The sequence below is a fragment of the Pseudomonas sp. LY-1 genome (assembly GCF_053502595.1).
On record NZ_CP094353.1, the window covers coordinates 3560040 to 3584735 of the forward strand.

17 protein-coding genes are annotated in these 24696 nt (G+C 61.0%); all 17 read right to left on the bottom strand.

Features of this window, described 5'->3' with window-relative positions; translation table 11 throughout:
* Nucleotides 1-88: 88 nt before the first annotated feature.
* The 17 genes from MOQ67_RS16315 to tssA all read right to left on the bottom strand — a co-directional run bounded on the left by MOQ67_RS16315 (nt 89) and on the right by tssA (nt 24287).
* Nucleotides 89-4030: a type VI secretion protein IcmF/TssM N-terminal domain-containing protein gene (locus tag MOQ67_RS16315; protein WP_198717546.1), complete on the bottom strand. Its 3942-nt coding sequence runs from the start codon at nt 4028-4030 to the stop codon at nt 89-91.
* Nucleotides 4030-4698, bottom strand: coding sequence for a DotU family type IV/VI secretion system protein (locus tag MOQ67_RS16320; protein WP_017849111.1), 669 nt, complete (start codon nt 4696-4698; stop codon nt 4030-4032). The genes MOQ67_RS16315 and MOQ67_RS16320 overlap by 1 nt, the downstream gene beginning before the upstream one ends.
* Nucleotides 4695-6077, bottom strand: coding sequence for a type VI secretion system baseplate subunit TssK (gene tssK / locus MOQ67_RS16325; RefSeq protein ID WP_046489506.1), 1383 nt, complete (start codon nt 6075-6077; stop codon nt 4695-4697). Before tssK ends, MOQ67_RS16320 begins: the two co-directional genes overlap by 4 nt.
* 63 nt (nt 6078-6140) lie before the next feature.
* On the bottom strand, nt 6141-6743 hold the full coding sequence (gene tssJ / locus MOQ67_RS16330; RefSeq protein ID WP_198717555.1) for a type VI secretion system lipoprotein TssJ: 603 nt from the start codon (nt 6741-6743) through the stop codon (nt 6141-6143).
* A gap of 35 nt (nt 6744-6778) precedes the next feature.
* The gene (locus tag MOQ67_RS16335) at nt 6779-7183 is read right to left on the bottom strand and encodes a DUF4150 domain-containing protein (protein WP_102617110.1); all 405 of its coding nucleotides are present in this window, start codon (nt 7181-7183) and stop codon (nt 6779-6781) included.
* Nucleotides 7184-7191: 8 nt separating this feature from the next.
* Complete coding sequence (locus MOQ67_RS16340) at nt 7192-7839, bottom strand: DUF3540 domain-containing protein (protein ID WP_198717545.1); 648 nt, start codon at nt 7837-7839, stop codon at nt 7192-7194.
* Nucleotides 7836-8798 carry a pentapeptide repeat-containing protein gene (locus MOQ67_RS16345; protein WP_198717544.1) on the bottom strand — a complete coding sequence of 321 codons (963 nt, stop codon included), beginning with the start codon at nt 8796-8798 and terminating at the stop codon, nt 7836-7838. The genes MOQ67_RS16340 and MOQ67_RS16345 overlap by 4 nt, the downstream gene beginning before the upstream one ends.
* Nucleotides 8791-11385, bottom strand: coding sequence for a DUF2169 family type VI secretion system accessory protein (locus MOQ67_RS16350; RefSeq protein ID WP_198717543.1), 2595 nt, complete (start codon nt 11383-11385; stop codon nt 8791-8793). The genes MOQ67_RS16345 and MOQ67_RS16350 overlap by 8 nt, the downstream gene beginning before the upstream one ends.
* A 42-nt stretch (nt 11386-11427) precedes the next feature.
* A complete protein-coding gene (locus MOQ67_RS16355; RefSeq protein ID WP_448675522.1) occupies nt 11428-14055 on the bottom strand; it encodes a type VI secretion system Vgr family protein in 2628 nt (875 codons plus the stop codon).
* 36 nt (nt 14056-14091) lie between these two features.
* On the bottom strand, nt 14092-16824 hold the full coding sequence (gene tssH / locus MOQ67_RS16360; RefSeq protein ID WP_198717542.1) for a type VI secretion system ATPase TssH: 2733 nt from the start codon (nt 16822-16824) through the stop codon (nt 14092-14094).
* Complete coding sequence (gene tssG, locus MOQ67_RS16365; protein ID WP_198717541.1) at nt 16825-17832, bottom strand: type VI secretion system baseplate subunit TssG; 1008 nt, start codon at nt 17830-17832, stop codon at nt 16825-16827.
* Nucleotides 17796-19511 (bottom strand): type VI secretion system baseplate subunit TssF, encoded by a 1716-nt coding sequence (gene tssF / locus MOQ67_RS16370; RefSeq protein WP_104903192.1) that lies wholly within the window; start codon nt 19509-19511, stop codon nt 17796-17798. Before tssF ends, tssG begins: the two co-directional genes overlap by 37 nt.
* Nucleotides 19512-19514: 3 nt before the next feature.
* Complete coding sequence (gene tssE, locus MOQ67_RS16375) at nt 19515-19934, bottom strand: type VI secretion system baseplate subunit TssE (RefSeq protein ID WP_448675523.1); 420 nt, start codon at nt 19932-19934, stop codon at nt 19515-19517.
* A gap of 70 nt (nt 19935-20004) precedes the next feature.
* Nucleotides 20005-20493, bottom strand: a complete 489-nt coding sequence (locus MOQ67_RS16380; RefSeq protein ID WP_448675524.1) for an Hcp family type VI secretion system effector — start codon at nt 20491-20493, stop codon at nt 20005-20007.
* 159 nt (nt 20494-20652) lie between these two features.
* Nucleotides 20653-22137: a type VI secretion system contractile sheath large subunit gene (gene tssC, locus MOQ67_RS16385; RefSeq protein WP_017849098.1), complete on the bottom strand. Its 1485-nt coding sequence runs from the start codon at nt 22135-22137 to the stop codon at nt 20653-20655.
* Nucleotides 22138-22140: 3 nt separating this feature from the next.
* On the bottom strand, nt 22141-22638 hold the full coding sequence (gene tssB / locus MOQ67_RS16390; RefSeq protein WP_017849097.1) for a type VI secretion system contractile sheath small subunit: 498 nt from the start codon (nt 22636-22638) through the stop codon (nt 22141-22143).
* 98 nt (nt 22639-22736) lie between these two features.
* Complete coding sequence (tssA, locus tag MOQ67_RS16395; protein WP_198717540.1) at nt 22737-24287, bottom strand: type VI secretion system protein TssA; 1551 nt, start codon at nt 24285-24287, stop codon at nt 22737-22739.
* Between the last annotated feature and the right edge of the window lie 409 nt (nt 24288-24696).

Sequence of the window (24696 nt, forward strand, 5' to 3'; positions counted from 1 at the left end):
GTCGTCTGGCGCCCTCCTCCGCTGCGCCAGCCGCTAAGCCCGGCGGCCACGCACCAACTCAATGCCAGTGACGCGTGCCCACCCTTCACTACAGGTCGACCTTACTGGCGGCCGCACTGTCGAGCGTGGCGGCCACGCCCATTTTGCGCCCAATATCGCGGATCGCCCGTTGCGCAGCCGCGTCGTCACGCAGCGCCACCACCAGCAACCGCGTCACCTTGTCACCCGTTATCGCCTGCGTGGCTTCGCGCCGGCTGGTCAAGCCGAGGATACGCAGCTGTTCCTCAAGGTTCTTCAAGCGCGTCTCGTTGCCATAGGTGCCAAGATCCAAGCGCAGCCCTTCACCTGCCGACAGCCCCGTTACCACGGGCCGGGGCGTCCAGCACCAGGCAATCTGGGTCGGCGGTTGAATACTCGCGACATCCTGTTCGACCGGTGAACCGAGGGCAGCCAGCCGCACATTCGTCGCGGCGGCCTGGGTATCCATCGCCGCCAACTGTTCGGCGGTGGCACTCAAGCGTGCATCGATGAGATTGGCCTGGCGCTGCATTTGGTCGGCCTGGTCGTACTTGTCCAGCAACACCTGTTCGCCTTCCTGGCGGTACGTTAGTTGGATGCCGATGAGATTCTCACTGCCCATCAAATTGCGCTGGCCGGGGAAATCGTCGGCGCTGAAGGTGTGTTGCCCACCGTTGAACAGCCGCAGGAAGTCCACGAACGCCCGGTCTCCGGTCCAGTGCCGGGTCAGCTTGAAGTTGGCGAAGCTGATCTCCAGGGCGACATCGGCACAGGCCCCCGGCGCCCAGACGAAGCTGGCGCTGGTGGGGAAGTTGAAGTTGTCCAGTACCGTCGAACGGCCACTGCATTGCAGCGTCAGGCGCGTCTGCTGGGGCAGCGAACGGGCACCGAGGTTGACCTGCGACGGCGCGGCGGACAATTCCACCACCGCCGCGGTGGCCTGCAGTATGGCGATGCTCTGCTTGAGCTCCGCCCGTTGCGCCACAAGGCCTTTTTGCTCGGCTTCCAGTGCCTGTCGGCTTTGCTGCTCCGTGGCCTGCTTGGCCTGACTCTGTCGCTCGGCACCGAGCAGATCGTTGCGCGCATGCTGCATGCGGCTGACATAGGCGTAGAACGCACCGGTCAGCGGAATTTGCACACCCAGCGCCTCCCGTCCGCTGTAGCGCAGCACATCGCGTTGCACGAAGGTTTTTACCGCTCCGCTCATAAAGGCCGGCAGTTGACCGCGCTCGCCGTACAGCAGCTCGTTGAGCATGACCGGGTCCTGCACGCCCTGAATCGAGCTGAGCAACTGCCCGCTCCAGTCGCCTTGCAGGCGGCAGGCCGCCACTTCGGCGGCGTAATGCGAGGAGAAATCCAACTGGCCGGTGGCCAACGCCCAGACCGCATCTTCACGCGGGTCCGGCCCCTTCAGCGCCTGGATCAAGGCGCTGCGCACGCTGTCGGCTTCCCAGAGCGGTGCGGACTTCACCGAAGGATCGGCGCCGAAGCCCCAAGTCTCCACGGCCACCTGGAACGCTTGCGCATCGCTTTTCTGCAGATCGGCCACCACACCTTTCATCAACTGCTGGAACCTGGCCAAGGCACGGGCTTGGGTCAACTCGTCGCGCAAGCCGTTGACGCCACTCTCGATCGAACCGCCACTGGCCACGCCCTTGAGCATATCGCCGCCCAGGGCATTGGTGATTTTCAGACTGCCCAGCGCCCCCGCTTCGGCATGCAGATCGTTGTTACTGGCCAGTTCAAGCAAACGATCGAGCGACACCGCGCGGCTCGCCCAAGGTGCCCGCTGCTCGGGCGGGATCAAGGCAAACCGTTCGGCACTGCGATGCAACAGCTTCAGGAACGGATCATTGGGCGTACCGACCACACTCAGGGCCAATTGCCAGTCACTGCGCGTCTTCAAGCGTGTCTGTGCGCTGAGCAGGCTGCCCTGGATAAACCGATACCAGGCGTCCTGGGTATCGCTTTGGTACTGATCGAGGAATTTCACCCGCTGTGTCTTCCACAACGCGCTGTCACGGCTGGCGAGGCCGAGTTCATCCATGAACGCAAAAATCGCGCTGTGCCCTTGCAACGTATAGGCACCGGAAAGACTCAACCCCGGGTTATCGCTATCGCTCCAGTATTCCGTCAGCCGGATCGGTTGCAGATTGCCCTGCAGTTCCGCCCAGGCTTTCAGCCACGTCAGGGGGCGTCCTTCAAGCCCCATGCTCTCCAACTGGCCCAGCAAGGCGGCGCGTTGGCCCTGCATCTGCGCCATATCGGTTTGCCACTCCAGATAGGAGCGATAGCTGCTCCCCAGGGTGACCAGTTGCCCGGCGCTGGTCGCTTCCTTGGAACCGTAGGTCAAGTTCAGGAAACCCACCTCGGAACCCGGCAGCGGCAAGTTATCCATCGACTGGTTATTCAGGCGGGCATCGAGCAGGTTGATCCGGCGCACGAGGAATTCGGCATAAGCGGCAATCAGCCGTGGATCGCCGCTGTTCAACGCGCCGCGCAGGTTCTGCGAAATGAAACCATCGAATACCGGCGTGCGTATTTCGCTGTCGAACAACCTCACGTAGTCAGAGCGGTAGTGCTCCTGGACCTGTTCGATATGGCGTGAGAACGGCAGCAAACCATGCCATCCGCCCTGCTGCTGGTCAGATAAGCTGATCAACGCTTGGCGAAACCGACGCAGCGCATCCAGGTCGCTCTCCAGCCCACCGTTGAAGTCCTCGGCCGCTGGCGGCTCGTCCAGCGCGTCGGTGAGCACAGCTTGAGTGTGGTGGTCGGCATACGCCAGCAATGCGCCAAAGCCGATACACAGCCCCAGCCAGCCGATGACTGCGGCGTGGGCCAACAGCCTGCGCCAGCGATGCCAGCTATCGATGGGTTGATAGGCGTGGCGTTGCGCAGGCAAAAGCCTGCCGAGCAACTCATGACTGAACCAGCCTTCGCTTGTGCCGTCTGCCTCTTGCCCTTGCGCGGTCAGGAACAGTCCGCAGAGCAGTGGCAACTCGCTGTAGGGGTTGGCGTCAAACGCGGGTAACAGCAGATGCTGGAGACGCGAGCGCAGTTCAACGATGCGCTCCGGCAGGCTGAAAGCTTCTTCATCCGGCAGGCCACGCACGCCCAACTCGATGCGCAGGTCGAACAGACGCTGGCCAAGCCCGCTGAACATCTCTTCGAGAAACACCTGCGCCGCCCCCGTGCGCTGTTGGCTGAGCAGGCCAAACGGTTGCTCGCGTTGTGGCGGCGTGAGAGCGCAAGCCCACTGGGTGAAACCCGGCAAGGCTTCGGCACCGGTAATGATGAAATACACCGGCAGACGGGCACCAAAGACCTTCACCAGATCATCCAGGCGGCGGCGCAGATTGTGTCCCTGCTCGGCCAGGCGCGCATCGGAGTCGCTCAACAAGCGCTGGCAGTCGATCACCAGCAGTACACCGTTGAGGGGTTCGCGGCGCCGCGAACGCAGCAGCCAGTACAGCAACCGTCGCCATTCCGCGCCGGCGTCGCTGTTGCCCTCCGCCATGCGGCCGGCGGGGTCAATGATCACGCCACGCTCAAGGAACCACCAATCCAGAGTGCCAGTCGAGGCCGCCGGCTTTCCACCGCGGGTCGAACGCAAGGCCGAGGTCAGCCCGCTGTTGCCCAGCAACCTCCGGGTGCCGCTGCCACTCTCGCCCAGCGTCAGGAACCAAGGCAGCACATACAACGGTGAACCCAATCGACTCAGGCGCGACTGGCGCAACATCTGCACGCCGCTGTTCCAGTCCTGATCAAGCGCCGGCGCTTCATCGCGACGACTCTGGGGCAACTCGCTGTTCATCCGGCGACGCAAGCGCCAGGCGTACCAGCGTCGCCCGACCCCGCGCAGGCAAAAAACCACCAACAGCGTCACGATGCAAATCAGCGGCACGTACCACAATGGCCAGCTTTTGTAGAGCGCCAGGCCCCAGAGCAATAGCACGATGCACGCCAGCAGCAACACCCAGAGCAACAACACCCCTGCTTTCTTCAACATCAGCGCATCTCCAGCAATTGGCTGACTTGTCGACCCAGCGAGAGATCGAAACTGATGTAAAGCACGGTCAACAGAATCAACGGCACCCCAATCAGCAACAGCAGCGAAAGACCGGGCAAGCCCCGGCGCACCACACGCAGGCGCGTTGGCAGGTGGTCCTCGGGTTGTTCGAAGAGATGGCTGTTGGCATCCAGCGGCACCATCTGCCGATCGAGAATGATCCGCTCCAGGCAAAGCCGGCGGTATTGCATCAGTTCACCACCCGGGCGGGTCGCGTAACGCCCCTGGAAACCGCCGAGCAAGGCCAGGCCGAAGACCTCGCGGGCACCGACCGCCGCCTCGGGCAAAGCCTCCAGGCGTTGGAAGAACTCGACTCCGGCCCGACTGGTGGAAAAATAGTGGCGCTGCAACGGCGCCCGCCGCCATTCGGCCGCCCCGGGCCATTCGCCGGACATGGCCGCTTCGTCGATCCAGGCGACCACCGCGAACAGCGCCTCGCGCACTTCGGCTTCAGCAAAGTGCAGCTCGCGGGCCCGATTCGCGGCGCCATCGAGCAGCACGATGAGCGCCGGCGCAAGCGTCTCATAGGACTGTGCCGGATCAATGAAGCCGCGCTTGGCAGCCTCGAAACTCGACATCCAGCAGTCAGCCAGGCGGGGATTGATCATGTGCGAACCACCACCAGGTCGATACTCAGGTCAGCCGGCGGCTGGGGCAGGAAGAACGCCGCCTGACGCTCCTGCTGCAGCGTTTCCCAACCCTCGCTCAGCGTTTCCAGGCGGAAGTACAACGCGCCGGCCACCCGCGGCAAGCCCTGGGGCGGAACCTGCAGATAGATCAACTCAACCCCGGGCAAGGCGCGGTTGACCAGGCCTTGCATGACGCTGAGAGCTCCCAGCTTGCCATCCAACGGCAGGCACTCGGCCAGCCACACCGGATCGACCAGACTGCGCGCCACCAGATAGTAACGATGCCGCGCGCCGAAAAACGCGTCCGGCAATGGAGCCTGATAAAACCCGTCCTGCAGTTGCAGGTGGACCAGCAACTCTGAGCCGATGCTGATCTCATTGAGCTGCTGGCCGATCAGGGCCACCAGTGCGATCGTCGCCGCGCCCGCGTCCTCATGCTTGTAGGCCGGCACCAACAGACGGCCATCCGGGGTTTCGCCGAGCATGTCGCAGACATCGGAAAACAGACTCAACTCACCAACAAGTTGGCGCAGGGTGCCGTAAAGCTGCCATGGCGACACCTGCGGGGTTTCCAGCAAATGCGTCAGCAACGGGCCATAGCGATTCAGTACCGCCAGGGCCATCAGGTGGTTGACCTGGGCCGCGTCGAGATCGCCCCGCCGCGACTCCCCCGGCTGCTTGTACACCGACAACTGCCGCGCCCGGCCGACCAGTTCGTCGCGGACTTCGCGCAAGGTTTGCAGGAGCATCGGCGATGCCGCCAGATTGACTGACGGCGGCACGTAGCGTTGGGCCGGCCGGAGGCGATCACCGTCCAGCTCAAGCCGTGCAATCGGCAGCAGCTCGTAGGCGCTCAGATGCTCCAGCTCATCGTCCCAGAACAGCCGCAACACATAGGACATGGGGCGCACCCGCGCTTCCGGGGAGTCGCCGAGACGGTCACCGATCACTTCCGGGTCGGCCGCCACGATAAAGCGCGCTTCCGCCCGGGACCCCGCCGACAGTGTCTCGAACACTTGCGCGTTGGCGTCGCCTGGCAGCAAGCGACGTAGCCCCACAAACAGCGTGCGGCCGCCACTGAATTCGCCGAGGTCAAGGGTGCGCGACTCCAGCATCGCATTGCCCGGATATTCGGCCAGCGTGCCTTCGGCGAAGCGCACCGACAATTGCTCCAGCAGGCACTGTTTGGCAACCAGCGCGGGCTCGTTGATCTTCAGCGAGATCAAGCCCCATGGGTACGGATGGTTCAACTCTGTGGTCCGGGTCAGACGATGCTCGATACGCGCATCGTTTTGTTGAAAATGCTGAGGCTGGAGGAACAAGCCCTGGTGCCAATACAACAACTGATCGATATTCATAGGGCTCGGTTTCAGGCAAAAAATTGAAAAAGCGTGGCCACTGCAACGCTCACGACAAGCAGCTCAGTCCTGTGCGCCGGGCAGGCGCACCTCACCCTCTCGGGGCTGCACCGGCTTGGGCAACGCCAGGCGACTCTCCTTGCCACGCAACAGCGCATCGGGCCCGACGAGCAGGTCAATGGCGATGGGGCGCGGGGTGGCGGTCCAGGTATTGCTGAAAAAACCTGTCGACGTCACGTCGACGCCGATCTGATAGAGCTTGACGCTGCGCGTCGGGTCCAGGTGCGCGTAACCGGCGGCGATACCGACCATCTTCGCGCCCTCCAGTCGCGGCAGGCTCAACTGGCGGGTCTGGCCCGGCTCGATAAACAGCCGCGTCAGCCCGATCATCCCGGGCGGCGCGCTGTTCATCAGCAGCAGGCTGCTCAGTTGCTGGGAGCTGCCGGTGTAGGCGGAAAACGCACTGATCTGATCGAACTGCGTGACCACCACCAACAGGTTATGCGCCTGGCCGTCGTACTGATTGAGGTCGTTATCGGCGGTGAAGCTCAGCTCGATGGCGTTTTCGGTGTAGTCCCATTTGAGCGCAGTGAGGGCCTTTTGCTCGGGGGTGAGGTCCTGGCTGCTGCAGGCGGCGAGCAGGATGCACAGGGCCAGTCCGCCCATGGAAAACTTGATGGAGGGCGCACGCCCCGCGCTGCTCACGCCATCACCAGCACAGCGGTCTGGCTCGGCTGCGAAACCGTCCCCATGGTGTTATTGGCGTTGTGCATGGTCTGGCAGGTGACACGCACGGCGGGCTTACCGGCGACCATCACTTTGGCGCTGCCATCGATGAAGATCATTTCACCCTTGACCTTGCCGCTGGTGACGCCACCGGCCACCCCAGCTTCATCGCCACTGGTCATCAACACCTTGCTCGACATATTCATCGCTGGCATGCCGTCCACCAGCACGTCCATCACCAACCCACCCGGGTCCGCGGCGCTGGTATCGGCAGCGTTGGGATAAGGCAATGGCACTGGCCCGGCGGGCGGAACGGGCGTCTTGCAGATATCGGGCACCGTGGACAGCGCCATCGCACCGCCGTTATTGAGCATATACATAATCGATCTCACCCCAGCTTGATGCGCTCGCCATCAATGGCAACGCTACGTTGTGCATTCAGGTCCAGCGTGTCGGCCTGCACGCTCCAGTCATCGCGCACGCGCTGGCGCAAGGAGCCGGAATGAAGTTCTTCATGGCCTTCGACGCGACGGCGGCTGTCAGCAAAATCCGCCTCGTGGCGCACAGCCTTTTCGCGGTGATAAACGCTGCTGTCGTGGCGCTCGACCCAGTGGTTCTGAAGATGCTCGCCACTCATGGTCAGGGTGCCGACAGTCAGATGGGCACGCTGCATCTGCACACTGCCCTGCTCGGCGCACACCCGTAATGCGAGACCGGCGTCAAGGCTCACACCGTCGCGGGCCTGAATGCTCAGCGCGCCGGCGGGCAGGCTCAAATGCAGGTCACCCTCCAGATGCATACGCGCCGGTTGAGCGATGGCGCGTTCCAGCACGCTAAGGATGTAACCGCCTTGCGCGTCCAGGCTGACCAACACCTTGTCCCCCACTGCCGGACGCACCAGGCAACCGAATGCGGGTTTTAGCCAATAGCGGCGGCCATCGCTGCTGACCACGCCGAAACGCTCGCCATCCAGTGCGTTGACCTGCGCATGACGCAATTGAACAGCGGCAGCGCAATATTGCGGGGCTTCATTCATCTCGATTTTCCTAAAGAGGCAGGCTGCCATTGCTCGGCGGCGAGGCGTTCGGTATCTACGGGCTGGATGGCCTGGGGGTTGCTCTGCTGCCAGTCGGCCTGGGTGAAATCAGCGGCATGGGCATTCATGCCGGTCACGTCGGCGGCGACGAACGAGGCGCGTGGCGCAAGCAACGCGGTGCAATCGGCATAACGCAACAGGGCGCGGTCAAAGCGCGCGCCTGGCATCTGGGCGTCGATCAGGATGGCCATCTCCAGAACGGCATCACTGAAATCGACCGAGTCAAAATGGCTGACATTGAACAGAGCGCCCTTGAGATGGGCACCGACAAACGTCGGCGCTGTTCCCTTGCTGCGGTAGAACGACGCGCCCTCGGCCTGCACGGCATGAAAATCGGCGCCACTCAACGACGACTCATCGAAGGCACACTGCTGCAACGACGCCAGACCGAAGCGCGCCTGATCGAGTTGGCAATCGATCAACCGTGCCTTCGCAAAATGCGCCGACTGGGCATCAAGGCCCGTCAGATCGCAGCGGTTCCATTGGGATTTGCTCAACTGGGCGGCTGCCAGCCTGATACGCGGTACCCGGCACTCCGCGAGTGTAAACGCCTGTAGCTGCGCGCCCGACAGATCCAGATCCTCGCCGTGGCATTGCGCCCAGTTGGTCTTGTTCCAACGCACATTCGTGAACAATGCGCCCTGCAATGAACACCCGTTCATGTACAACGAGTCCGCAGTGCTCTCGGAAAAATTGGCGCCGTCCAGGCGGCAGTCTTTCCAGTGGCTTTGGGTCAGCATGGCGCCATTGAATTGCGCACCACGCGCATCCACTTGTTCCAGCCGCGCGTTGCTCAAATCGACACCGCGATAGTCGCCCCCGGCCAGATTCAACGCGCGCAAGGGCTGCCAATCAGCCAGCAATGCCCTTAGACGCTCGGCACTTAATACCTCAAGCATGAGTCAGGCTCTCCTTGAGTCGGCAGCGCGTCATCAATGCCTGCTCCAGGCGCACACCGCTGCCGTGTACAGCGTCACTGGCCAAGCCATGCAAGTTGCTGCCACTGAGGTTGGCCTGCTCCAGGCATACCTTGCGCAAGCGGCCGTTAAGCAGGTTGGCGCCGGACCAATCAGCGCGACTCAAGTCACATCCCGACAGGTAGACACCTTGCGCGACCAGCCCGACACCGTCGGAATCACTCAGGTCGCAACCGCTCAGCAGCGCGTCGTTAAGCCGTGCGCCGCGCAGGCTGGCGTGATTCAGATCGGCGTCTTGAAAACTGGCAGCGGTCAGGTCGGCATCGTCCAGGCGCACACCCGGCAAAACGCAGTGAGCGGCCAGGCGCAGGTTCTGCAGGTTGCACTCGCGCAAGTCCAGATCACGGCCCACCACCTTGGCGAAATCGGCTTTGCTGAGATTGGCGCGGCGCATATCCGTCGCGTCCAGTGTGCAGTCGTAGAGCTTGGCTTTGTGCAGGTTGCTGTCGGTGAGTCGTGCGCCGCTCAGGTCGCATTTATTGAGGCGTAGTTTGCTTAGATTGGCGTTGCTCAGTTGAGCCTTGTCGAGGCTGCATTCGTTGAGTTGGGCTTGTTGCAGGTTGGCTTCGGTGAAATCAGCAGCGGAGAAATCACAGTTCTGAGCGCGGATATCGATCAAGCTGGTGCCGCAGAACGAAGCGCCTTGGCATAGAACCCTATGAAACATTGCGTCCTGCAAGCGCGCCTTGCTCAGATCCGAAGCACCCAAGTCGCAGTCGATGAACTGACAGTGGCTCAGATCGGCGTTCTGCAGTCGAGTGCCATTGAGCTTGCAACTCATAAAAGTGGTATTTCTCAGGTCAGCGCTGCTCAGATCGATTTCGCAAAGATCAAGGCTCTCCAAACTGAGGTCTTGCAGCGTCTTACCTGCCGCGTGCAATGCCAGCAGCCGCTCACGGGTCAGACTGCAGTATTCAGGAAGCGGGAGAATGGGGGCGAATTGGATTCGATCAGCCGCCAGCGCTTTGTTCATGGCGCTTAAAACACGGTCTATCTCAGCTTCCACGGCTTGAGACTCTGCTATGGCGGCAGTCAGTTTTTCCTTGGCTTGCGCCTGCTGGTCTGGAGGCAGCTCCAGGCGCTCAAGCATGTCCATGATATCGACCTTCGGTGCTGGCTGTTTAGCACGCGCCAACGCTTGCTCTGCATCTATGCCCAGCCGGGTCATCATCTGCTGGGCATACTCCATGCCTTGGGCCTTAGCCTTGGCGATTTCCGAATCAATTTCCAGCGCCAATGCCTCGGGGTCAAAGGGCTTGAGGGGGCGCATCGGTTCGCGCATCAGAACCGTAAAGTCCGTTTTCGCTGATGGTGGGTAATCGGTGGGGTTGAAAGGCAGGTTCATGCGAGTCGCCATCATCTGAGCGTATTGCATGCACTGCTCATGAGTTGCGCTTAACGCTGCATATTGCGCATCCGCAGCGGCCTGCAAACTGGCGATTATCGGCCCGGAGTCGAACGGGGTTGGTTCGACAGGCGCAACCTTGACCGACTCGACGGGAGGGCGTGGCCAAAGCCGCTCAATCCAGACTTGCGCGTCCAGCACTGGATCACCCGCTCGCTCGAGGGCCATAGCCAATTTGACGATATCTTGCGCATCTATATCGAGTACCGGTACTTCGACGCGGTACAGCAGAAGAGCACTTTGCGCATCAGGGAACAGCCATACCGTATCCAGGTCCATCGACATTTCGGTAACGGGTACACGCTTATCCGCACGCTCAATAAACAGCCGTGGCCGCAGGCCCGGCAATCGCCCGGCGACCCGGGCCTCGGTAGGGTGCATGCCTGAGATCGACCAGGCTTCGTCGCCACGCCAAAAACCGGCATTGCATTGGTCCTGCGCCACTTCATCGAACCAGCGCGCATCAGTATCCGTAGGTAAGAATGGGGCGCGATAAGCAGTCCAATGCTCGTCAAGGGTGCCCATATACTGGCGGCGCTCAGCGCTTTGTACTGGCAATGGCAAAAAACTCGCCAGGGCTGGCCGATCATCGGGGTCAACAACTGTGGCATTCGCCACTTCCAGTTGTGCCAACGGCATTCCTTGCGCGGCGTCCACCTCGGGATAATGGCCTTTGCCTGTCGGATTATCTGGCCACTTATTACCGCCATAAGCGCTTTCAAAGTCCAACGGCAGGTTATCCAGTTGACCGCTCACAACGGGCGTCCAACCCAGAGGCCCTTTGCGCCATTGCCGCGGCGCGAGTACATGCAATGTTTTTTCCATATCCCCCAGACGCACCCGCACCGCCATGCCACCCCGTTGCACATCGGTCAACGGATAAGCCTTACCTTGTACGGCAAATGTGCCTCGACTTTTCTTTAAACCCCGATCAAGCATCTGCTTGCCAAGTCGCTCGGTTAACCAGGCCCAAGTTTCCCCAGCGGCCATTACCTGATCTTCAGCGTCCACCAGCAGACCCAGGGTGACGACCACGCAATGAAGGTCCAGTGGTTTGGCATTGGCGAGCAATAAAAGGCTGGCCTGTTCACATTTGAGCTGCATCGGACTCTCCGAATAGGAAACTTACGCCTCTTTTTTTCCGTATCACGGCGCGGCAGCGGGCGGTGCAGCAGCATCGCCCGCTGCCGCGACCGCATCGGCGGCGCCATCAAGCAGGTCAACGGCGCCGTTTACAACCGCATTGGCTCCGCCCGCGGCCACTTTCACTGCAGCAAGACTTGGGCGTGATGCTAGCTTCAGACTTAACAGGCTGGGGCTGGGGGCTAGTTCAAAACACGGAAATTCCTGTACTTGATCCGAAGTGATCGTTGCACCCACTATAGTGCCGCTAACTCTCATGAATTTACTAAAAAAGGCGTTACCGCAAACTTCTAAATCCCCATCCACAAGAACATCACCAGTAACATGCACCTGGCCTTCAAGATGTATAATCTCGTCCGACTTTATGACAATCCCTGCCGCATTGATAAGTATGCTATTCCCACCCAGCTTAATCTCATATGAAGTTACATTTTCATGGCAGTAAATATCTGTATTTTTCAACTCCATCTTTGAGTTGGATGCTCGAACTATATGCATTCCTTTCAGATATTCTGAATTTTTAATACTCGCCTTATGATACTCCCAGGCACTGTTGCCAACGCTTTTCTTATACAAACTGTAGTCAGCCGAAAGCGAAACCAATCCAAGTTTCACTGACACGCCAACCCCGTAGAGAGAGAGACTTCCGCTGGCTATATTTACGTCACCCTTCAACTGAAGCATTGAAGTTGTAACGTCTAATTTTGTGCTCAGTTTTGGGTTGGTTATTGCGTCTTTGAAATTATCAAATCCGCTTTTCTCTGATGCGCTATTTGTTGTGCTTGGCGCGGAGGCAAGCTTGCTGCTACTTGCGGGAGTGGGAGGCCGATCTTTAAAGTTGGCACCCATCAAACTCTCTGATGAGCTCGTCCCCGCCACCGGGGCCGGCGCATGCCCTCCCCCTATGGATTGCCAATAAACACCTGGCACCTGATGCTTATACGAACTGGACGCCAGCTGCATATGCTTGTCCGTGCGCAAATGCGCCCCACTGACATCGCCCTCACCCAAGGTAAAACTACAACCGGTGGACGCCCCCATCTTCATCATCGGCCCGGACGGGCTGTCTTCCATCGCAAACAAATGCCCACCGGGAGTGCTCAAGCCACTTTGGGTCGCGTTTTCGCCGGTGACCACATTGGGATTCTCGGAGTTGGGCACACTACCGGTGATCACCGGGCGGTCCGGGTCGCCGCCCAAGAACGAAACCAGCACTTCCGTGCCTTTGAGCAGCGGGAAATTCATGCCGTGGCTCGAACCACTGGACAGCGTGGCCATACGCAACCAGGCCGAACCACGCGTCGCATTCTTCTCACCGCGAATGAACGGGAAACTCACCCTGTAGCAACCATGCTCATTGAGCAGCGGCCGACCGGTATCTTCATCACCATCCACCACCGCACTGAGCACGCCCTGCACATAAGGCCGCGGTGTCACACAGGGTGCGCGGTACTGCACGTCGCCGGGCAAGGCGATAAACCGCGTGTTGATCCCCTGCCCCGGCCCTTCCCCCTCCGAGCCGAGGCCCGGCAACGGCTGATAACCGTCATGGTGAACTTCAATCACCTGATAACCGGCATTGAACAGCGGACGCGGGTGGCCGACTAACAGCATCGGATAACCGGCGCGCAACCCCGTGGCTCGACCGCTGCCATGAAACTCCCGCTGACGGCAACCGATGGCCTGGGCGCGGCGATTCGCCAACCATTGCCCCTGTTCGAGCGAACCGAAGTGCTCGCCATACAACCCTTGCCCGCCGATAAATACAGACGAACCAGAGACGGCCTCTCGTTGTGCGGTTGAGGCATCTGCGCCAAGGCTGGCAACTGCCACCGAAGCATTGACCTCTAACTTCAACTGCGCGTTGCTCGCGGAAAAGTCCTGGAGCGTGACCCCCGCCGCTTGCCGCACGAGTTTGCGCTCGAAGGTTCGCGCCACCGCCAGGACCCGGCCTACCTCCAGTTCCGAATCTTGGCGGCGATAGGTCAGCAGGCTGGGGAGTTGCGGCTGGTACAGTCGGTCGCCACAGAACACCAGTGCCTCGCCGTCAGGCCCCTGCTCAAAGAAGTAATACACGCCGAAATATTCAAGAAGACGTGAAATAAAGGCGAAGCTGGTTTCTTCGAACTGGCAGGTAAACGTCGCCTGAGTCAGCGGATCATCGGCCAGCGGCAGGCGGATATCGAAGTCATACGCCGCCCCGGGCACACCGTTCATACCCGGCCCTTCGACAGTCAGGTCGGCCAACTTGAGCACGTCGCGAATCAGCTCCGGCAGACTTTTGTCCAGCCAGATTTCCGAAAAGCGGAAATGCCGCAACTGCACGAAGCGCGGTTCCAGCACCACGCGGTAGTAGTAATACAAGGAGTCGGCGTCGAGATAATCCACCTCCGTGACCACGCCCTGATAGGGATGCGGCTGCCCCAACGCATCGCTCAGGGTCAATACCGCCCGGTTGCCCAGCAGCGCTTCGTCGTCGAACAATGGATTGATCGTGGCCAGCCGAACCTCGAAGCGATAGGGCTGAGAGAGCTTTTCCTCGCCCTGCCACTGCTGCACCCATAATGTTTCGAGCAGCAGCGAGGGGGCCAGGCTGGCGAAAGTGCAGAGCGCATGATCATTGAGAGCCATCAATCAATCCTTGTTCTTCAGTCGGTAAACGAGCGGTCACTCTAGGGGCTCAAGCAGCGCTTCACGCTCGGGTAAAGACCTGATCGCATCGATGTCTTGCGTGGTAATGATCCACTCGCCGCGCGCATCCACCGCCACATGCAAGCCGGCCAGGGGCCGCTGATCGGCAATCGCCCCGAGCAAGACGTCAGACAGGCGCGGTGTCAGGCTCTTACGCAAAATGAAGTCGATATTGCGCGCCCCGCTTTCCACTTCCGTGCAGCGCGCGGCGATGGCGTCGGCAACCTCTTCTGCAAACGTCAGACGGACTTTCGACGAAGCCAGCAGACGCTCGCTGAGCCGGCCCAGCTTGAGGCGCACGATGCCCGCCAGTTGCGCGCCACCCAGGGTGAAGAACGGCACGATGGTCATGCGCGCCAGCAGCGCCGGTTTGAAATGCCGGGACAGGGTCGGGCGGATTTTTTCCGCGAGGGTGTCCGGGTCGGGCCGCCCGTCGACGCACAGGTTCTGGATTTCTTCGGTGGCCAGGTTGCTGGTCAGCAGCACCACGGTGTTGGAGAAATCAATCTGCCGGCCTTCGCCGTCGGACAGGCTGCCCTTGTCGAAGACCTGATAGAAAATGTTCACCACGTCCAGGTGGGCTTTTTCCACTTCATCGAGCAGCACCACCGAATACGGACGCTTGCGCACCGCCTCGGTCAACATGCCGCCCTCGCCGAAGCCGACATAGCCGGCGGGCGAACCCACCAAGCGGCTGACGGTGTGCTTCTCCTGATACTCGCTCATGTTTACCGAGATCATCGCCTGTTCGCCGCCGAACAGATGTTCGGCCACAGCCAGAGCGGTTTCGGTCTTGCCGACCCCCGATGGCCCGACCAGCAGGAACACACCCAACGGCTGTTGCGGATCGCGCAGGCCGGATTGCGCGGCCTTGAGGATTTCCGCGATCTGCTCGACGGCGGTGTCCTGACCGCGAATGCGCGTCTTGAGGTTGTCGGCCAGGGCCAATACGCCGCCCGCTGCATCGCGCAGCACTTTGCCCAGCGGCACGCCGGTCCAGTCGGAGACGACCTGGGCAATCGCATCGGGACTGACTTCGGTGAACAGCAACGGCGCGTCGCCTTGCAGTGCGGCCAGGGCTTCACGGGCCTGATCCAGCTCGGCCTGACGTTCCTCCAGCGAGGCCAGTACCTGCACAACCTCGCCTTCGGCCGGAACCGGCAGATCCTGTGCTTGCCGGGTCAGTTGCTTGCGTGCTTCAAGGACGCGCAGCGCCGCGTCGCGCTCGGCCAGCCAGCGGACTTCCAGCGCAACCCGACGCTCGTCAATCTCAGCCTGTTCGTCGGCGATATCCGTCAGGCGCTGGTCTTCTACGGGGAAACCATTGCCACGGTCGCGCTCCAGTGCGCTCTGTTCACGCGCCAGACCGGACAACTGCCGCTCCATGCGCTCCAACTCGGCAGGCTTGATGCCCAGGCCGATGCGTACCCGGGCGCTGGCGGTGTCGAGCAAGTCGACGGCCTTGTCCGGCAGCAAGCGCCCGGTGATGTAGCGATCCGACAATTCGGCGGCGGCGACGATGGCGTCGTCGCGCACGCTGACCCCGTGGACTTTCTCGTAGTGCCCCTTGAGCCCGCGCAGGATCAACACCGCGGTTTTGACACTCGGCTCGTCCAGCTTGACCAGTTGGAAACGACGCGCCAGGGCCGGGTCTTTCTCGAAGTACTTCTTGTACTCCGACCAGGTCGTGGCGGCGATGGTGCGCAACTCGCCACGGGCCAATGCGGGTTTGAGCAGGTTGGCCGCATCCGAGCCACCCGCCGCGCCGCCGGCGCCGATCAGCATGTGCGCTTCGTCGATGAACAGGATCACCGGCGTGGTGGACGCCTTGATCTCTTCGATGACGCCACGCAGACGGTTTTCGAACTCGCCCTTGACGCTGGCGCCCGCTTCCAGCGCACCGAGATCCAGGCTGAGCAAACGTGTGTTTTTGAGGAAGTCGGGGACTTCGTCCTGGCTGATCAACAACGCCAGCCCCTCCACCACGGCGGACTTGCCCACACCCGGCTCGCCCACGGCGATGGGGTTGTTTTTACGCCGCCGGGCGAGGATGTCGATCATCTGGCGAATCTCATCATCGCGCCCGAAAATCGGGTCGATGCGCCCCGCCGCTGCCTTGGCGGTCAGGTCTTCGCAAAAGCGCGCGATATTGTCTTCGGCTGCGGGCGCATTGCCGCCGGCGCCGGCCAACGAAGCAGAGGCCGTGCCGGTCTGCAGGCTGTCCAGCGGACCTTCGCTGGAGCCGCCCAACAGTTGAGCGAACTCTGCGGTCAGGGCATCGGTGGAAATCGGCTTGAGCAGTTCGCCGTAACGCGTGCCAGCGCTGTAGTAGCCCAGGCGCGATACCAGCGCCAGCAGCAGCGAACCGCCACGGATCCGCCCGCTGCCGACCACCAGCGAGGCAATCAGCCAGGCGTCCTGAATCCATTCGGTGAGCAGGCCAGCGAACACCGGACGTCCCGGGTTGCCGTTTTTCAACTGCGCCAGGCCCTCATCCAGCAGCGCACGCAAGCGCATCGGATCGATCTCGAAGCGCGCGAGAATGCGCGTCGTATCGGCATCCGGATCTTCCAGCAACTGGCGCAGCAGGTGCTCCAGGGAAATCTCGTAGTGAGCGCGCGCCAGGGTCTGGCCCGCCGCGTTCTCCAGGGCCTTGGTGCTGTACACATTGAGCCGTGCGAACAGCGGTTTGAGTTCTACCTGAATCATCTAGCGAGCCCTCTCTTCGAGCATTGGTCCGTGTTCGGCCGTCAGCATGAATACAACGTCGTCCTGTGTGTCTCCGTCACCGAGCCAGGTATCCAGGCCCAGCCGCTGCCAGCCGCCGCCCAGCGAAGCGCACTGCTGCTTATCTGCCGCAAGACGCATGACCAGACGGCTGCGTAGCGGTGTCTGCAAATACAATCCCACCAAGCGTTCGAGCTTTTGATACAGCGCCTGCCCCGGCAATAACCCGTGAAAACGCTCGGTACTCAGTGACGTCAGGCGGATATCCAGGGTGCCGCTGCGGTCCATGACTTCACGACCGAGCAGGCTGTTTTCGCCCAACACACCGCACTGCGTGCCCAGGTAAGTGCGTGCCGTGCGGTCGATCCGCAAGCGCGTCTCGACACACGGCACGACTTCCACCGTCACATCGCTGAGTACCGCCTTGACCAACTGCTGCAGACCCAGGGCCGAGCGCGGGTACTGGTTGAACAACCCGGCATAACGCAGCAAGTCGATGGATTGATCGCGCTGCTCCGGACGCGCATCCGCAATGCCGATCAGCGCCTGCAACTGACGCAGGCTCTTGACGTCGCGCCGCTCGGTAATGTCGATCCAGATCCGGTGCTTTTCCCAGGAACGGAACAGCAACGGATAGAGCGAGGCATGCAGGATGTCGAGAAAGTCACGTCCCGCCGAATGGCCCAGCAGTTGCTCGTCGATCAGGTCTTCGGTGTAAAACGTCGGCAACGGCGAAGTAACGCCATACAGCCCGAAGAAGTTGGCCTCGATCCGATAACGACCGTCGTCGTCCTGCTCGATCCCTTCGATATCCCGCAGCGGAAACCCGAGCCCCAGCCGCGGCCGGACCCGCACGTTGTCGACGAAGTGTTTTTCGCTCGGAAAACGTAGGCGCAACAGGCGCAAGGCCTGGAAAAACCCGAACTCGCCGCCGTCATCGAGCAGCGGATCGATCACAACAGGCGTTGGTGCCCGATCTTCGCTGGCCATTTCAAGGTCTCGTGGTTGACGCTGTCGAACAGCGTGAAGGCGGTAAAGCTGTTGATGGCCGTACAGCCGGCGAAAAACTCATCGAGCACGCAACCGAACAGGTAGAAATTGCCGGGGCTGAGAAAATAGTCGCCCCGGCACTCGACCCGGACCACACTGCCTTCGATCGGCAGCCCGCGAATAAAACGCCGCTCGTGGCTGACGGTGACTTTTTCGATGGCATCGATGCGCCGCTGGTTGGCGTCCTGGGCCCCTTCGCCGACGCTCGGCAGATACAGCGCGAGCAGGCCGCGCAGGTAGTCGCGATCGGCCAGGCGGAAGTGGTTGGCATTGAGCTGCGAGAGCATGCGCCACAGCAACTTGTCGTCGAACTTGGGCGGCTGGCACGGTGTGATGCCACGGATGCTCTTGAACTCGACCCTGGGCGGCGTGTTGTCGGTCGGCTGGTTCAAATCCCCCAGGCGCAGGCTTTCCGGCAGCTTGCCATTGGTGCAGAGCAAGCCGATGGACAAGGTCATCTCGCCCGGCACTTTGCCTTCGCTGTAGGGCAGGCTCAGATAGTGGTCATAACCTTGGGCATCGATACTCGAGGCGCGGATGCGCAGGTTATAGGTGTCGCGCTGCGAGAAGGTATTGAACGGCTCCAGCAGCCGCTCCCCGCCTCCAGCGGAATAAGCACTGACCTTGAGCACCGAATGAATCCGCATGCTCATGCGCTGGCCATGGTCGGCAGGCTGGATGCGATAGTCGACTTGCTTGTGGTCGATGCGCAGCGGGTGTGCGTCCTGGGCGAACAGATTGATCGCCGGCGTCACCCCCAGCAAAAAGCTGTTGGCCGACAGGTTCGGTGTCCAGTCCGGCAGGTTTTCGAACATCAGGCGCACGCTGAAGCGCCCGTCTGCGCCTCTGGCTCGCCACTGTTTGAAGCCGCGAAGCTCGATAAACAGGAATTTCTCGGGCAGCGCGAAGTATTCCTGCAGGCACCGATAGGCCGGGTGCGCGGTATCGGGAAACGGCAGCAAGGCGTTGCTCGCATCGAATCCCAGGCCACGCAAATGGCTGGCCGGCAATACGGTCATGGGCTGCTCTTGCGCAGAGATGCGAATCTCGCGCAGGTTGAGCTGCAACAGACGCAATAACTTGGAGCCATCGACCAGGCCATCCCCCAGATAGAAACGCAGGCTGTCAGCCAGCCAGCTATTCGGGTCGGCGGTGGTAAAAGCGAAGTCCAGGACCAGGCTGCGCTCTTCACCGGCGCCGCCGTCCCAGCGGCTGCCGAGCAGTTGCAGCGGTTCCAGGTCGACCGCCGCGGTGCTGCTGAAGCGCACGCGCTGGCCATCGACCGGCACCGAGGCAATTTCGCAGCCGGGCTCGATACGCGTAACCTCCTGCAATGCCGTGCGCGGCTGAAATTGCAGCAGCGTCAGGCAGGGCAACGGTTGCAGGTAATGGGGATAGAGCAGCTGCGCCAACTCTTGAATGAACTCGGGAAACTCGTCATCCAACCGTTGGCGAACCATCCCGGTAAGAAACGCCACACCTTCGAGCAAGCGTTCGACGTCCGGGTCATTGGCCGAGTCCACCCCCAGCAGCGGCGCCAGGGCCGGGTTACGGCGGGCAAACTCATCGGCCAGACGCCGCAGTTGGTTGAGTTCACTTTGATAATGGCTGTTGAGCATGACTTAGTGCATCGCCAGGGACACGCGACCGTCCGAAGACACACGCGTTGCCAGGTGAATAGGAATGTCCCGGTCATCGATCGACACCACGCCCTCAAGACTGAAACTCAGCGACAACACTTCCTGGGCACCTTCGGCGACCAGGATGCGCGGCGATTTCAAGCGAGGCTCGTAGCGGGCGATCATGCGCGTCATGTTCTCGATTATTTGCGTGGTCTCGCCGGTCGCAAACGAACCGGCCAGATTGGTGAAGTCGGGTACGCCAAACTCGGCGTCAATCCGCACGCTGCCGCGCCGGGTATTCAAAATGCGTTGCAGATGCTGGACGATCGACTGCGTCAACACTTCAGCCTGGGTCAGGTGCGTGCGACCGGTTTCGGCCTGCAGGCTTGTGATGCGCTCCAGCAATCGCTTTTCTCTCAACGCGGTGTACCTTCTGCAGTAACAAGAACACCGCCCTGGACCAGGGCGGCATTGAACCGTCGAGCCGGGCTTACGCTTTTGGCGCCAACCACGAGTCTTCGGCTTCGATACCGTCCGGCACCCAGGTCCAGACGATTTTTTCGTAGGTGATGCCGATGTCTTCCATATGGCCCATTTGCTTGAACTCAGGGCTCAACACGTTCGGCACCCAGGTGCGGGCCGAAACGAGCACGGCATTGCTCAGGGTGATGGTGTAGTACTTTTCTTCGGTGCCTTTAGGCGAGATCCGATAGAACTCCAACACAACAGACTTGAGCTGCTCGCCGGAAGTCAGGGCTTGCAGCAGCTTTGGAGAAGACTTATCGATTTCCTTGGTCAGGGTCATGCCCTGGTGGACACGCTTGCCGGCCGGCAGGCCGGTTTGCGCGTTCTTGGGAATATCGATCAGGTGTTCGACGGCCTGGACAAGGATCTTTCCTTCATGACCGGTAACCGTGCTGGAACCTTCGATCTTGCCTTGGTTCTGGCCTTCGATACTCAAGTAGCATGGCATTGGCATAACGTGTACTCCGGGTTTAATCAGTGAGTTTTCAGGCATCGATCAGCGCCTCTGGCCCTGTCTCGCTGCGTTGAATCCATCTTATGGAAACGCCGAGGCAATGACCCTCGGGTGAACACCTGAATGGGCAACGGCGGCGTTGCCCATTCGCGCTACCGATCAGCTCTTGTCGAGCTTGCCCACCAGCGACAGCGTGAAAGACGCGCCCATGTACTTGAAGTGCGGACGGACTTTCAAACCGACGCGGTACCAGCCTGGATCGCCTTCGACGTCGCTGACGGTAATCTCCGCCTGACGCAGTGGGCGACGGCTGCGCACACCGGCGGCGGGGTTATCCATGTCGGCCACGTACTGGCGAATCCAGGTATTGAGTTCCGACTCCAGGTCGCCACGCTCTTTCCAGGTGCCGATGTTTTCGCGCTGGATGACCTTGATGTAATGGGCCAGGCGGCTGACCACAAAGATGTACGGCAGTTGGGTGCCCAGCTTGTAGTTCAGCTCGGCTTCCTTGCCTTCTTTGTCATTGCCGAAGAACTTGGGCTTCTGGCACGAGTTGGCGGAAAAGAACGCCGCGTTATCGGTGTTCTTGCGCATGGTCAGCGCGATAAACCCCTGCTCGGCCAGCTCGAACTCGCGGCGCTCGGAAATCAGCACTTCGGTCGGGATCTTGGTCTGGGTTTCGCCCATGGCCTCGTAGTTGTAGATCGGCAAATCACCGACGGTGCCGCCGCCCTGTGGGCCAATGACGTTGGCGCACCAGCGGTACTGGGCAAAGCTGTCGGACAGGCGACTGGCAAAGGCAAACGCGGCGTTGCCCCACAGGAAGTCCTGGTTGCCGCCACCGACGTTCTCGTTGTAGCGGAACGTCTTGGCAGGGACCGTGTCTTCGCCATAGGGCGTGCGCAGCAGGAAGTGCGGCAATGTCAGGCCAACGAAACGCGCGTCGTCGCTTTCACGAAAGGCATTCCATTTGGTGAACTGCGGCCCCTCGAAGACGGCTTGCAGATCCTTGAGATTGGGCAGGTCGGCAAAGCTGTCGATGCCGAAGAACTGCGGGCCGGCCGCGGCGATGAAGGGCGTGTGGGACATGGCCGAAATCGCGGCGACCGACTGCAGCAACTTCATGTCCTGCGGGCCGGGGTTGAACTCGTAGTTACCGATGATCGAGCCAAACGGCTGGCCGCCGAACTGGCCGAACTCGGCGGTGTACACCGCCTTGTACAGACCCGAACGGGTGATCTCCGGCGCATCCTCGAAATCTTCGAGCAGCTTCTCTTTGGACACGCTGAGGATTTCCAGCTTGTTGTTCTCGCGAAAATCCGTGCGGTCGACCAGAAACTTCAGCGAGCGCCAGGACGACTCCAGCTTCTGGAACTGCTGGTGGTGAATGATCGCGTCGACCTGCCGGCACAGCTTGGCATCCAGCGTGGCGATCATGTCGTCGATCAACCCGGCGCTGACCTTCTCGGCCTGCCGGGCCGGCTCGAGCAGTTCGGTGACAAACGCTTCGAGGCCCTGACGGGTGACGGCATACGCCTCGTCGCCCGGCTTGACGCGCGTCGCTTCCACCAACTGATCCAACAGGGAAACCGACTCGACCGCCTGGCCGGTCGTGCTCGCTGCCTGACTCTTTTCTTCGCTCATGGGTTATTCCTTGTCCTTTACGCCAAGTTCCGAGAGCAAACGCTCGCGGGCCCCGTCATCGTTCATCAGGGCCTGCAGCTGCTTGCGAAACTCCGGCAAGTTACCCATCGGCCCTTTCAAGGCCTTGAGCGAATCCCGCAGGGCGATCAGTTGCTGCAACTCGGGAACCTGGGCCACGATGGCATCCGGCTCAAAATCGCGAATGGACTGGAAGGTCAGCGAGACTGGGATCTGCTCGTCCTCCGGCGCGTTTTCCGCCAGATGATTGGGCACCGCCAACTGCAGGCTCAGGTTCTGGCCCTTGAGCACATCGGTGAAGTTGTCTTTGTCGACGCGGATCGGTTTGAGGTCTTCAACCGGCGTGTCGTCTTCACGCAAGGTGAAGTCGCCGATCACCAGTTGCTTGAGCGGCAGCTCGACCTGTTCCTGCGCGCCGCCGGTGTCAGAGCTGTAAACAATATTGACGCGCTCTTTAGGCGCGACCGAACCTTCACTAGCCATTAAATCTCACTCCTGTTTACCGGACTCGCTCAACGCAGCCGTTAGAAAACTCATGGCATGGATATGCACACGCCTGCCAGGTATTGCCTGTTGCCCATTCAACTTGCCGGCGGGCTGGCCAAACGCCAGAACGCCGGCAAATCCATTGCCGCCAACTGTTGCGCCCACAGCGCTCTCGAACCGCCGTCGTCATGCGTCAGTGCCAACTCCAACAACGGCCGGACCAGCTCCGGCTCCCAACGATCGAGGCCCTGCTCCGTCGCTTCCTGGAGCAACACATCCAAGGCAACACCCAACTGCGCGCGCGGGTCGAAACGCTGTAGCAGATGGCATTGGGCAGCGCGCAGGCGAAACCGCTCGCGGCCGCTGCCCGCCTCTCGCACGGCGCTCTGCAAGCGCGCCAACGATTCGTTCAAACGGCCTTCGGCGGCATCACGCGCGACTTCATCAATCAGCGTTTGCAGCCCATCCGTGGCGCCGCTGCCGGCCGCCGGTGCCAAACCTTCGAGCCAACTGCGGGTCGCGCCGTCGGCGAACGGCTGGCCGTCGGCGAATGTCAGCTCGACCAGCGCCGGCAGGCGCGCCAGAAAATGACGGGTTTCCAGGGCCAGGCTGGCAGCACCGGCCTGCGCCGCCGAACCGAGCCTCAAGAGCGCGGCGTGACTGGCCCGATTGAGGTCCAGCCAGCACGGATAACTTGGTAACCGACCTTCGCAAAAACGCACGATGTCCAGCGGCTCGCCAACGCTCTGCAAGCGGCTGAAACTTTCGAGTTCCGCGTCCGAAGGCGGCGGCACGCGCGTCGTGTAGCCTTGCGCAGGAGGGACCTGCTCCAGCGTCGTCCACGCCAATTGGCGATTGAGGCGAAACAGCAACGGCAAGGTCGCCCGAGACTCCAGGCAAAACCCCAGCAGCGGTGCAAGCGCGGCAAACACGCTATTGACCGCGTTCTCGATGGCTTCATCGCTCTCAAGACGGCCCAATGGCGGAGCCGGCACCAGGGCCGGGAGCGGCGCCGAAGGGGCGTGCGCAACCGGCGTCGGGAGCGCTGTAGGCGCATCGACTGCCGCTGGAACCTCTTCCGCCGTCACCGCTATTGGCTCGACACCCGCTTGCACGGGCAACTGCGATAGGCGACGACGCAACGCAAAAAAACTCGGGCCGTCGGCGTCCCGGTCGCGCCAATAGCGATCGATGGCGTCCCAGTCTTCGAGCAACTGCGCCAATTGTTCCCCGGGCACCGCTTCGAAGTTGGCTTCAAGTTTTACGGCGAGCCACTCGAGCATCCACTCGGCCTGGTTGCGGCGGGCACGCAATCGAGCCGGCGGCGGGGTCAGGGTCTCCCAATACAACTCGAGCATTTCGCGCACTATATGCACGCCGGTCGCCAGGCCGGAAATGCCTTGCAGAGTGGTCCAGGCACATAACAACCAGACCGCGGCATTAAAGTCCTTGCCCTCTTCTCGCAGCACTTTTACACAGGCATCGGCGACTTTCTGCCAATCCACTCCGGACTCGGCGTGGATATTGTTCAATTTATCCACTTCGATTTGCGCGAGGGAAAAAGCCAGCCCTTCCCGAGGATTAACGCCAGCAGGATGAGTCAAACTGATCGCAAACGAACCTACTTCCCGGTCGAGGCAACTCATCCGTTACTCCTTACTTCAATAGGTTGTTTGATACATCGTTGCCGCGTAAAAAAATCGCCGCTGATGCCGGGTTGATTTATGCAGCGGTGACGATCTTCATTGATTGATCCAAGGCCCGATATTCCGCCCACCGCGGCTGTAATCTGCCAAGCCAAAGCCCCGCGCGTTGGACCGTCGGACAAGCATGTGTCAGCCAAGGCGCCGGGGCCATCGGGCGAACACCTGAAGTTCTCACCGGTTTAACGTACCCGTTCAGATCATCGCGCCGAAAATAACAAGGCCAATACCCAGCGCACTTTGCTTGAGAAACAAGCGCACGCATTCACAGCGTGGAAACACATAAACGCTGTCAAATGCGAATTTGCGTCAATCTATCAAGCGCCTTGCAGATGGCTTGACCCTGCGTTGC

Bases quoted from the DNA above. Each gene is read 5' to 3' on its own strand.
- tssC (WP_017849098.1), bottom strand. From the start codon at position 22,137: ATGAGCGAAGAAAAGAGTCAGGCAGCGAGCACGACCGGCCAGGCGGTC.
- tssG (WP_198717541.1), bottom strand. From the start codon at position 17,832: ATGGCCAGCGAAGATCGGGCACCAACGCCTGTTGTGATCGATCCGCTG.
- MOQ67_RS16315 (WP_198717546.1), bottom strand. From the start codon at position 4,030: ATGTTGAAGAAAGCAGGGGTGTTGTTGCTCTGGGTGTTGCTGCTGGCG.
- MOQ67_RS16335 (WP_102617110.1), bottom strand. From the start codon at position 7,183: ATGTATATGCTCAATAACGGCGGTGCGATGGCGCTGTCCACGGTGCCC.
- tssJ (WP_198717555.1), bottom strand. From the start codon at position 6,743: ATGGGCGGACTGGCCCTGTGCATCCTGCTCGCCGCCTGCAGCAGCCAG.
- MOQ67_RS16380 (WP_448675524.1), bottom strand. From the start codon at position 20,493: ATGCCAATGCCATGCTACTTGAGTATCGAAGGCCAGAACCAAGGCAAG.
- tssA (WP_198717540.1), bottom strand. From the start codon at position 24,287: ATGAGTTGCCTCGACCGGGAAGTAGGTTCGTTTGCGATCAGTTTGACT.
- MOQ67_RS16340 (WP_198717545.1), bottom strand. From the start codon at position 7,839: ATGAATGAAGCCCCGCAATATTGCGCTGCCGCTGTTCAATTGCGTCAT.
- MOQ67_RS16355 (WP_448675522.1), bottom strand. From the start codon at position 14,055: ATGGCTCTCAATGATCATGCGCTCTGCACTTTCGCCAGCCTGGCCCCC.
- tssH (WP_198717542.1), bottom strand. From the start codon at position 16,824: ATGATTCAGGTAGAACTCAAACCGCTGTTCGCACGGCTCAATGTGTAC.
- MOQ67_RS16345 (WP_198717544.1), bottom strand. From the start codon at position 8,798: ATGCTTGAGGTATTAAGTGCCGAGCGTCTAAGGGCATTGCTGGCTGAT.
- tssK (WP_046489506.1), bottom strand. From the start codon at position 6,077: ATGAATATCGATCAGTTGTTGTATTGGCACCAGGGCTTGTTCCTCCAG.
- MOQ67_RS16350 (WP_198717543.1), bottom strand. From the start codon at position 11,385: ATGCAGCTCAAATGTGAACAGGCCAGCCTTTTATTGCTCGCCAATGCC.
- MOQ67_RS16320 (WP_017849111.1), bottom strand. From the start codon at position 4,698: ATGATCAATCCCCGCCTGGCTGACTGCTGGATGTCGAGTTTCGAGGCT.
- tssB (WP_017849097.1), bottom strand. From the start codon at position 22,638: ATGGCTAGTGAAGGTTCGGTCGCGCCTAAAGAGCGCGTCAATATTGTT.
- tssF (WP_104903192.1), bottom strand. From the start codon at position 19,511: ATGCTCAACAGCCATTATCAAAGTGAACTCAACCAACTGCGGCGTCTG.